Origin of the sequence: Microcoleus sp. bin48.metabat.b7b8b9.023 (assembly GCF_013299185.1) — a bacterium.
In the GTDB taxonomy this organism is placed as follows: Bacteria; Cyanobacteriota; Cyanobacteriia; order Cyanobacteriales; family Microcoleaceae; genus Microcoleus.
The window spans coordinates 18,997-29,692 of the sequence record NZ_JAAFKG010000041.1 but is presented as its reverse complement, the minus strand read 5'-3'; the positions used below and the strand labels follow the sequence as shown (position 1 = coordinate 29,692).

Below are 10,696 nucleotides of genomic sequence, written 5' to 3'. Positions count from 1 at the left end.
GCCCAACAACATACCTTTCTTGGTACGTAGTTGCGATGCAAGCGCTCTTGGGGCTGAAGCCCAACAACATACCTTTCTTGGTACGTAGTTGCGATGCAAGCGCTCTTGGGGCTGAAGCCCAACAACATACCTTTCTTGGTACGTAGTTGCGATGCAAGCGCTCTTGGGGCTGAAGCCCAACAACATACCTTATATTTACCGAAATTGGTATAACTTGCTATGTCACAAATTTCAAGAGGGCTCCCATCCCAACAACATACCTCATCTTTTTGGTAAAGGCTATATGTCTATCACAATCAATCACACACTATCCGAAGCCAGCCGCAACTCCCGCAACATCTTTTCTCGCTCGCGCGCAATTCTTATAGCAGTTTCCCAAGTAAAAGTAAAAGATTGAAAAGAATCAGAATCAATCCGATCTTCGTCCAAATCTACAATCACCTGGTTAAAAATCTCAAATAACTCTTCTTGCAACAAATCAATTTCATGCGAAGTTTTCGCTTGACGAATTTTTTGAATCAAACTTAAAATCGCCAAATTAAACTGATCGGCTTGATTTTTTTGTTTTTCTACAAAGCGCGAGCGCAACTGCCAAAGCCAAGAGGCGAAAAGCGTTCCGATAGATAAATATAAAGCCATAAGATCGGAATTAGCAGCCCAAAAATCCGGTTTTTCGCGATCGTAATAAGCCTGAGCGCCCTCATGTAGGGGCAAAGCTAAACCGCCATTCGCTCCAGGCTGACGAATCATTGCCGCCAGCGAATTAGCAGCTACCAACTGGCGGCGGTATTCAAACAAAATCCGCGTAATTTCTCGCACGATCTCCGGATCGACATCCTCCCGAACCAACAGAGTAGCCTGCACTCCCACGGTCGCCAAATCTGCATCGGGAACAGGCGGATCTGCTTTGTAAGTACCCTTAGGAATCAGATCGGCTTCCAAATAAGGTAATCTGATTTTCATGGCAGATCCTTGGTCGATAGGCACTAGCTTTCCTTCGGTATTTTGCAGCAAATCTTTAACCAAACTGCTGCCGGGAGGCAGTACCCTAAAAATAGCATCAACATCTCCATTACTAAATAATTTATTAGCCTCTGTCCAAGAAGTTGAAGTAAATATAAAATCCTGTTCTTTTAAACCATAATGTTCGCTCATAAACCAAAAAGAACTGTAGGAACCGCTGCCTTTAGCCATCAGTGCAATTTTTTTTCCTTTTAAATCTGAAATACTTTTAATACCCGACTGTTCGGAAACAATTAAATGAAAAACCTCCTTAAACAACGAAGCTATTACCCGAGCAGAAGGTACCGCAGCCGTATCGTTTTGTACGATCGCTAACTGAGCCTCATTCGACTCAAGCTTCCGCATATTTTCCTCAGCACCTTGAGTTTCAATAACTTGAATGCGGATGCGCGGATTGTGTTTCGCGACGACATCAGCAAGTGCCTGTCCGAAAGGGTAATAATTCCCAGTTTTTGTTCCCGTGGCCAGTGTAAATTGATAGACTCGCTCCTTGTCTTGGTGAAGCTTCCAGCCAAAAGCTCCAATCAGGACAAAGCTTAAGAGAGCAACGGGCAGCAGTAATTTACTTTGCATTGATGTTGAGACTCGATCGATAATGGCAAAATTACAAGTATTGTAGTTGAAAATTAGAATTCCCAATTACCCATTCCCATTCCCAATTCCCCATGTTACTATCCCTCAGAATAGAAAACTTTGCCCTAATTGACCGCCTGGATCTAGACTTTGGCCCGAGTTTGAACGTATTTACAGGGGAAACCGGGGCTGGCAAATCGATTATCTTAGATGCGATCGATGCAGTTTTGGGCGGGAAAGTCGATCGCCGATCGATTCGCACCGGAGCAACGCGGGCAATATTGGAAGCTACCTTTGAATTAGACTCATCCGCCGCCAAGTGGCTGGGCGAGCAAGAAATCGAACCCATAGATGGCAATTTAGCCGTTTGCAGCCGGGAAATTAACGTATCTAGCGGTGCTTTGCGGAGTCGATCGCGTTTGAACGGAATTCTCGTCAACCGCCAGTTAATGGAGCAACTGCGCGATCGGCTTGTGGAAATTACGGCCCAAGGCCAAACCGTCCACCTCGGCCAAGAAACTCTCCAGCGAGAATGGCTGGATTTGTACGGTGGTAAAAAACTCACTCAAGCGCGATCGACAATCACCGCCGCTTGGCTGGGGGCTTCCAGCGCCAAAACAGCCCTCAACCGCAGGCGTCAGTCGGAACAGCAGCGGCTGCAAAGACTGGATTTGTTAGAATACCAAGTCCGAGAACTTAGCGAAGCCCACATCGAAGACGGCCGGGAACTCGAACAGCTAGAACAAGAATCAATCCGTCTGGGCCACGTCGTCGAATTGCAGCAGCAGAGTTACCGAGTTCACCAGGCCCTTTACCAAAACGACGGCGATAGCGCCTCAGCCGCCGACTTGTTGAGCAAAGCCGAGGAAATTTTAAACGACATGGTAGTCTACGATGTCCAGTTGCAACCAATTTTAGAAATGGTCAGCGACGCCCTAGCCCAAGCCACAGAAGCCAGCAGCCAAATTAGCAGCTACGGCGAACAATTAGAAGCAGATCCCGAAAGACTCGAAGAAGTAGAAGATCGGATTCGCGAACTCAAACAAATTTGCCGCAAATACGGGCAGCTCTCAGAAGCGATCGCCTACTACCACAGCATCCAAAACGAACTAAACGAACTTTTAAAAGGAGGCGAGTCAATGGAAGCCTTAGAACTCGCATATCAGACCGCTCTAGAGCAATTAAAAGATGCTTGCAGCCACCTCACCATCCTGCGGCGCGAAGCAGCCCTGAAACTCGAAACCCACCTCGTGGGAGAACTTAAGCCCTTAGCCATGGAAAAAGTCCAATTTCAAGTCGAGATCTCGCCCTGTAGCCCAACCGCCACCGGTGCCGACCAAATTGCCTTTTGTTTCAGCCCCAACCCGGGGGAACCGCTGCAACCTTTAGGGGCGATCGCCTCCGGGGGAGAAATGAGCCGCTTTCTACTCGCCATCAAAGCCTGTTTTTCCCAAATAGAAAGCGCCGGAACCCTAATTTTTGACGAAATCGATGCCGGAGTCTCCGGGAGAGTCGCCGGTGCGATCGCCAAAAAGCTCTATCAACTCTCCGACAAACACCAAGTTTTGTGCGTCACCCACCAGCCGCTAATCGCCGCGATGGCTGATTGTCATTTTCGCGTCAACAAACAGACGATCGCAGCAGAATCAACTATCGGCGAAGCAGCCAACTCCGAATCGGGCGAACGAACTGTAGTCAGAGTTGCCGTTCTCAACAGCCAGCAGCGCCGGGAAGAGCTCGCCCAACTCGCCAGCGGTCGATCGGCCACAGAGGCGATCGCCTTTGCCGAATCACTACTCGTCGAAGCCGCCGGATTGCGCCAAAGTCAGTCCGCCAAACCCTCAAAGTAGCAGCATTGCTCCCGAATCGCCAATCGAAAATACTGTTGTCAGTAAATCCACCTAACTTGACGTAAAATATGAATCGCGATCGAGCTTGCTGTATATGTCTTCTGACTTCATGGCGATCGATAACGAAAGTCTTCTTGCTCTTCCTTTTACTCACCGTTCCGAGTCTCCCAAACGGTTTGAAGGAAATATGGAGAGTTAAAAAACCAGTTTCAATGCCCAAAACTGCAAAAAAACTGCAACGGACAACCGACGATCGAACGGAGTCAAACTCAGTTCTTCAAAACTTAATCTGACCCTCCGGGCGATCGGGGGGTCAAAAGGCGGACTTTTTTTCCGAGTCGGAGGTTACACTGAAAATAACAACCGCAAATCTTACAAAAAAAGCTCACAGCCCCTGACTTTAGTCTAGGCGTTCAAGGGTATAGCAGTAAAATTGACAGAAATTCTAGTTAAAAACCACAATTGTGTACAGAAGGGCACACATCACCAACAACTGGTGGTGTCACAATTGCGGCTAGTCCTACAATGCCATCCCTTTTTCAGCAGTCCCGCAACACGCATTCCTGTTCCTGCGGGCGATCTCTGCAACAGGGCAAACCTAATTCAAGCGGGCGCACAATGCCAAAATCAGTTATTGACACTCTCCGGCGTGAACGCACGGAGATTCTTGGCTCACCGAGATCACTTAACCTAGATTCCTTGCGTTGTCTCGCGCCAGAGGTGAAACTCTCCCCAAGCGTTACTTCGGGTATGCCCTACCCTAGTTGCATTGCTGCAAGTCCTGTTTACCTTGAAACAAATATGCTTCAAAACCCGATCGCCAGTGTTCCTGTGAATCTTTTACCTGCTGCCAGGAGGAAGCTAGAACAATGCAGCAGAACCGCATAGATTCAATTGTCTCTTGTTCAGCGCTTCGTCTTTCGACAGCAAGGTTTTTTAAGTGGTTGATTACCTTTACCACTGGTACAATTCTACCAAAAGCCGTCGTAGAACGACGGGGTTTTAGACCCAAATTTTCGATAAACCATTAAAACACCATTCACAATCTCTAAAAAGATTCCAGCAATCACACCGTGGCTTTACCGTATTACTAGCAGTTGAGCAGCAATGCCAACTGAACCTCCCTTGCTCTAGGCTCGGACTTCTGTAAACTGGGAAATAGTTTCACACCTACTTGAGTCTTGTGCGACCTGTCTGACTCAAAAGATGAACTTGCCCGCTGTCCTAGCTTAGACTAACCCTTACACTTAAGCTTCTGTAAAGGTCTATGAATCCTCCTGCATCTTCCACAAATTACTCTTCTCTCGACAACGTGATAGATGTCACTCCTATCAGCAGTGAAAATAATCAACCCTACTCTACCCCTACGCCTCCTCCCGAACCCGAACGTGTGGCTGCCCCTGCCCCTACCAGCAGCAGTGCAATTATCCCGCGCCAAGGAGTCACAAACATTCTTGCTCACCTAAATAAGGAAAGTTCCGTAGCAGCAGTTAAGGAAGTAGAAGAAAAACTTAAGGTTGTCAATCAAACCCTGGGAATGCTCGATAACATCCTGGAGAGCGAGGGATTTGACGCTATCCTCAACGATATGTTGCAGTCGATTACCCTCAAAACAGGGGAATTGCTCAATGCCGATCGCACTACGATATTTTTATTAGATGACGACAAAAATGAACTCTGGGCGAAAGTCGCTAAAGACGAAAATGGCAACAGCATAGAAATCAGAGTTCCCGCCCACGTGGGCATCGCCGGAGAAGTAGCCACCGAGAAAAAAGTGGTTAACATCCCTTACGATTTTTACAACGACTCGCGATCGGCTAACGCCAAAAAAGTTGAAGAAAAAACGGGCTACCGCACTTATACAATGCTGGCAATGCCCCTGCTAAAGGAAGAAACAGAGGAGTTAGTAGCAGTCGTTCAACTGATTAACAAACTAAAAGCAGATCACCAAAATCACGCTAGTTTAGACCAACAAATCGACAGGGCTGGATTCACCGAAGAAGACGAACGAGTTTTTAATGAATTTTCTCCCTCAATTCGCCTAATTCTAGAATCCTCCAAATCTTTCTACGCAGCAACCCAGAGACAGCGGGCAGCCGAAGCGCTGATGAATGCCGTAAACGCTCTTTCTAAGAGCAGTCTCGACTTAGAAGATACCCTTAAAAGGGTCATGGATCAGGCCAAAAAACTCATGAATGCCGATCGCAGCACCCTCTGGCTGATCGACGAAGATAAAGATGTACTGTGGACGAAACTCCCCAACAAAGAAGGCATACTGACAAAAATTTCCATACCTAGAACAGCGGGTTTTGCAGGCAGCGTCGCCCAATCCGGCGAACCGCTGCTGATTCCCTTTGACGTGTACGACGACCCCCGCGCCAAAACTGCCATAGAAACAGACCAAAAAACAGGCTACCGCACTTGCAGTATGCTGTGTATGCCAGTGTTTAACTCCGACAACAAATTGATTGGAGTTACGCAGTTAGTCAACAAAAAACGACAAGGAGAATTCCCGCCCTACAACCCGGCAGATTGGCCTCACGCCCCCGAACAGTGGAAAGCGAGTTTCAATAAAAACGACCTGGACTTTATGCAGTCGTTTAACATCCAAGCAGGAGTGGCCCTGCAAAATGCCAAACTGTTTGCAGAAGTCAAACAGCAAGAACAAAGACAAAAAGATATGCTGCACGCCCTGACTAACGGCGTGATTTCTACAGATAAAAAAGGCAATATAGTTGCGACAAATCCCAGCGCCCAAAAATTACTCGGTGTCAGCGAGGCAGAATTAGCAGAAGGCCAATCTTTGCGCGAGTTAATTAAGTTAGAAAAAGGCGATTTTGCCAAGTGGTTTGATGCGTCTTTGTCTCCAGAAGACGATAACGATCGCCAGCAGTATTACCCCGATCAAATTTTGCTCTCCTGTGAAGGAAAATCGCAGAGTATCAATCTCTCGATCAACTCAATGACCGATGCTACCGATCCCAACAAAGTCAACGGCGCGTTAGTCGTCATGGAAGATATTAGCAGCGCCAAGCAAGTCAAAAACTTGATGTACCGTTACATGACCCCAGAAGTAGCCGAAGCGCTGTTAGCTTCAGGGGATACAGGATTGGGCGGCAAGCGCAAGGAAGTTTCGGTGCTGTTCTCAGATATTCGCAGCTATACCACACTTACGGAAAAATTGCAAGCTGAAGAAGTGGTGGTGATGCTCAACAAGTATTTTGAAGTGATGGTAGATGTCGTATTCGAGTACGGAGGCACTCTCGACAAATACATCGGCGACGCTCTGATGGCAGTTTTCGGCTCTCCGGCGCCCCTAGAAGATCATGCTTGGTGCGCGATGCAAACGGCAGTGAAAATGCGAGCAGAACTCGATAAATTCAATCTCGATCGTATAGCTAATGGTGAGTTGCCCATCAGTATTGGTATGGGCATACATTCCGATCAAGTTGTCAGTGGCAACATTGGCTCAAGTAAACGCATGGAATTGACTTCTATAGGAGATGGCGTCAACCTCGCCTCTCGCTTAGAAGGCGCCAGCAAGCAGTACGGAACTGACTTAATTATTAGTGACAATACCTACAAACATTATCACGAGAGAGTCTACGTGCGGGAACTCGACTTCATTACCGTCAAAGGCAAAAGCGAACCAGTTATCATTTACGAACTCGTCGGCATCAAAGAAGGATACTCGCCCATTGGCAAGTCACTAACCGAAAAACAGCAACAAGTTGTAGAACATTATAATAAGGGTCGCGAACATTACAAGACGCCAGTCACTCACAGACTATCTGACAGTGAGGTGAAAAATATCTTAGATGATGTCGCCCAAATGCCGGAGACAGAAATCAAAAAACTTTCCTACAGTGTCGAGGAACAGTTGGAATACGAACTAAAGAAGTTGTTATATCAACTCAAAAAGCTGTCAGAGTACGATCCCAAAAATCTGTCTGAAGCAGATAAACTAATCGTGCTGTTGCAGCCAGAAATCCAACTGTTGAAATTGGAAGGTCTCAAAAACCTCTCGGAAGATGAAGCCAAAATGTTGCTGCAAGCCAAAATCAAGCAGCTATCAGCAGACGATATTCAATCCTTGCAAGAGGGCGAGGTTAAAAAACTGTTGGAAGCAGACATCTTAGAACCATCAAATCCTAAAATTAAAAGGCTGAAACCAGCACAGATCAGGCAGCTATTGCAGGCTAAAATTAAAATTAAAGCCTCCGAGACAGTTGTAGAAATGTTAGAGGAGGAATTTGAAAATCTGGGACTCGATCGCGTCAAAAAACTCCTCAGCGAGTTTAAGAAAGTCTTAGAACCAAAAGCCAAGCAAGCTTTTAGAGACGCAGAACGCGAATTTACCCTTGTTCTGGACATTGAACCCAAAAACAAGGCAGCTAAACTGCACGTCGATCGCTGCGGGTTATATAAGCTCAGCCCTCCCGACGTACTAAACTGGGACGGCGTATGGAATCTCACAGACAAATAGCAGCGGCGCCCGGTGCGGGCGGGGGCGATCGCGATCGGGAGTGCACCTCCCCTTCAATCAATTAACCTTAATATCCTGTTGGGGCAATTTTAAATCAGCTCCAGCAGGTATGATTGTTAGATAACCGGACTTGGGATCGCTTGCCTCGCCACCGCCAGATACCCGCATTGTGCGGTGTTTGGCGACAACAAACACAGCACTTCTACCTTCAGAAGAGCTTAAAAAACAATTAGGACTTGCGCCAGCATTACCCAGTTTCTAAGCAAAATCTGGGGCAAAGGCGACCTAACATCCACTCAAAAACCGGGTTTTTTACCCCGCGCCCGTAAGTCTTAATAACTTTGGCGGCTCTTAAAAGCAACTTGCTTTCAGCAGAAAGCTAACGTTCTAGTCTTAGATATAGAAAACTACTAGCATCAGTTATGGATAATTGGAATTCGCAATCGGGAGATATTGAGTCGGTAGATCAGGTTTACCAACTATTGCTAGAGATTGCCCGCAGCTCGCTGTCAGATATCCCCAGAATCCCCGAAAACATCACTCAAAAGTCTCTTCCCCTGCTCCAAAAATTACAAAGCATTCAGCAAAGACCGCAGGGACAAGCGTTTAAATCTGATTCGTTTTCGGTAAACGATCTCGAATGGGTGGCTCAAGTCCGCCAACTGCTCGAAGAACTGACCCGCCAGTCTTTGTCGGAACGGCCAAAAATGCCAGAAAACATGGCGGGCAGAGCTTTGAGTCTGGCAGATAAGGCACAAAGCATCAAAGAAACCATAGAAAATGCAGCCTCCAGCCCAAAAGATGAAGATGATAACTCGTTTCAGTCTCCAGAGACGCTGCTGAATCTATTGCACCAGAGTTTAAAAACTCAGCGGGCGAAAAGCTACCAACCAGACGCTCCCGAATGGCACCAACTCATGACCATGCTAGATGTAGTGCAGTCAATTTACAAACAAATTCAACGTTAAATTTAAGCTTGAATCAGGGGCATTTTTATGGTGTTTAAAGGCGCTGGTTCTTTGGCAAAAAAAAGTTTTTTGCCGTAGCAATGTCGGACAAGGCATCGTGCGGCGTTCGTACTCCAAAACAATCACTCTGAGCTCGCTAGGAGGAAACGGCAATGCCGTTTCCCTAGCCCGATCGATCCTAGGGAAACTGGACGTGCCGTTTCCTGAGTGTGGGTAATATTAATTGCGATATAGCCTTTCTCAAAAAGATGAGGTATGACTGACAGCTTACAAAACCACCCAGACAAAGAGGGCTGAAGCCCAACAACGTACCTCATCTTTGTGAGAACCGCTATACCACCAGGTTCGATCTAAATCGCTTAAACAAGTGCAGACAATTGCAGCTTGGCCAGCTAAGGTGGGTTCAATCGCTTCAGTGGCAGGTGAACATGAGCGGACAAAACATCGGGGATTTGTTAGGAGAAATATTAGGAAATCGGTATAAGTGCGATCGGCGACTCGGCAAGCAAGCCGGACGGCAAACACTGCTCGCCCGAGACTTAGAAACCCAACAGCAAGTAGTAGTCAAACTGCTCTCATTCAGCAGCGACTTTAACTGGGAAGACTTAAAACTGTTCGAGAGAGAAGTCGAAACCTTAAAATCCCTATCGCATCCCGCAATTCCCCAATATCTAGACTCCTTTGAAATCGACACACCCAGCCGCAAAGGATTCGCCCTAGTTCAGAGTTACATCGAAGCCAAATCCCTCCAAGAATATCTTTCAGACGGCCGCACTTTCAGCGAAAACGAAGTCAAACAATTAGCCGCAGCATTACTAAACATCCTCGCCTACCTACACCAGCGACAGCCCCCGGTGATTCACCGCGACATTAAACTGAGCAATATTTTACTCAAAAATCGATCGGGAAACAGCGTCGGCGAAGTCTACCTCGTCGATTTCGGTGCAGTTCAAACCCTAGCCACGCAACAGGGAAAAACAGTCACCGTTGTCGGAACCTACGGCTATATGCCGCCCGAACAATTTGGCGGGAGAGCAGTTCCCGCTTCCGATTTATACGGATTGGGAGCCACATTAATCGCCTTAATTACCAAGCAGCATCCAGCCGATTTACCACAGCAAGATTTGCAGATTGAATTCGAGCAATTTACCGAACTAAGTCCCGGTTTTACCAACTGGTTGAAGTGGATGACGCATCCCAGTTTAGAGCGCCGTCCCGCCTCAGTCCAGATTGCAAAAGAAGTTCTCGAAAAACCGCAGCAAATAGATAAATATTCCCTGGCATTGAGACAGGGAAGAAGGGTGGATACTGGCGAATTTTTCTGCGATGCGATTTGGCGCAGCATCGGGGCAGGAACTGTATCTGTAGGAGCTTGTGCAGCAATTTACGGCACCTTTTTTTTTCCGATTTTCGGGACAATAGCCGGAGGAATTCTCGGTATTTTCCTCGGATTGCTGCTGGGATTTTTAAACGGAATAATCATCGCAATTGTGACGCGATTGTATTTTTATCCCCTAACTAATCCCAAACTTAACCGACAGGTTATAACTGCGATCGGTACAGGAATCTGCACTTTGATAAGCCTGGGATTTTTTATTGTATTCGATCCGGGGAAAGTGGTTTCCTTTTTCTTCGCAAGTTTTATGATTCATTATGATGTTTCTCTACACTCATATACACCCTCATTATACGATCGAATTTTTTTCATTTTTGCGCCGTCGCTAATTGCAGGAATATCAATGGGGATAAGCAGCAAGCTTTTTGCCCGGTGGTATCAACAAGAAAGTGGACTGTAA

Annotated in this window: 6 protein-coding genes; 4 read left to right on the top strand and 2 right to left on the bottom strand. The window is 46.8% G+C overall.

All coding sequences use genetic code 11. From position 1 onward, the window contains the following. Window positions 1–300: 300 nt before the first annotated feature. Entirely contained in the window at window positions 301–1,662 is a 1,362-nt protein-coding gene (locus tag QZW82_RS21410; RefSeq protein ID WP_293152484.1) for a TAXI family TRAP transporter solute-binding subunit, read from the bottom strand. 26 nt (window positions 1,663–1,688) lie between these two features. Here QZW82_RS21410 and recN point away from each other — a divergent pair, with 26 nt between their 5' ends. Next, the gene (gene recN / locus QZW82_RS21405; protein WP_293152481.1) at window positions 1,689–3,446 is read left to right on the top strand and encodes a DNA repair protein RecN; all 1,758 of its coding nucleotides are present in this window, start codon (window positions 1,689–1,691) and stop codon (window positions 3,444–3,446) included. Window positions 3,447–4,206: 760 nt separating this feature from the next. Here the strand turns inward: recN and QZW82_RS21400 are convergent. Further along, window positions 4,207–4,458: a hypothetical protein gene (locus QZW82_RS21400; protein WP_293152478.1), complete on the bottom strand. Its 252-nt coding sequence runs from the start codon at window positions 4,456–4,458 to the stop codon at window positions 4,207–4,209. Window positions 4,459–4,713: 255 nt separating this feature from the next. Here QZW82_RS21400 and QZW82_RS21395 point away from each other — a divergent pair, with 255 nt between their 5' ends. The 3 genes from QZW82_RS21395 to QZW82_RS21385 all read left to right on the top strand — a co-directional run bounded on the left by QZW82_RS21395 (window position 4,714) and on the right by QZW82_RS21385 (window position 10,696). After that, window positions 4,714–7,932, top strand: coding sequence for an adenylate/guanylate cyclase domain-containing protein (locus tag QZW82_RS21395; RefSeq protein ID WP_293152475.1), 3,219 nt, complete (start codon window positions 4,714–4,716; stop codon window positions 7,930–7,932). 422 nt (window positions 7,933–8,354) lie between these two features. Then, window positions 8,355–8,900, top strand: coding sequence for an inorganic pyrophosphatase (locus tag QZW82_RS21390; protein ID WP_293152472.1), 546 nt, complete (start codon window positions 8,355–8,357; stop codon window positions 8,898–8,900). A 428-nt stretch (window positions 8,901–9,328) separates the two neighbouring features. Then, on the top strand, window positions 9,329–10,696 hold the full coding sequence (locus QZW82_RS21385) for a serine/threonine-protein kinase (protein WP_293152469.1): 1,368 nt from the start codon (window positions 9,329–9,331) through the stop codon (window positions 10,694–10,696).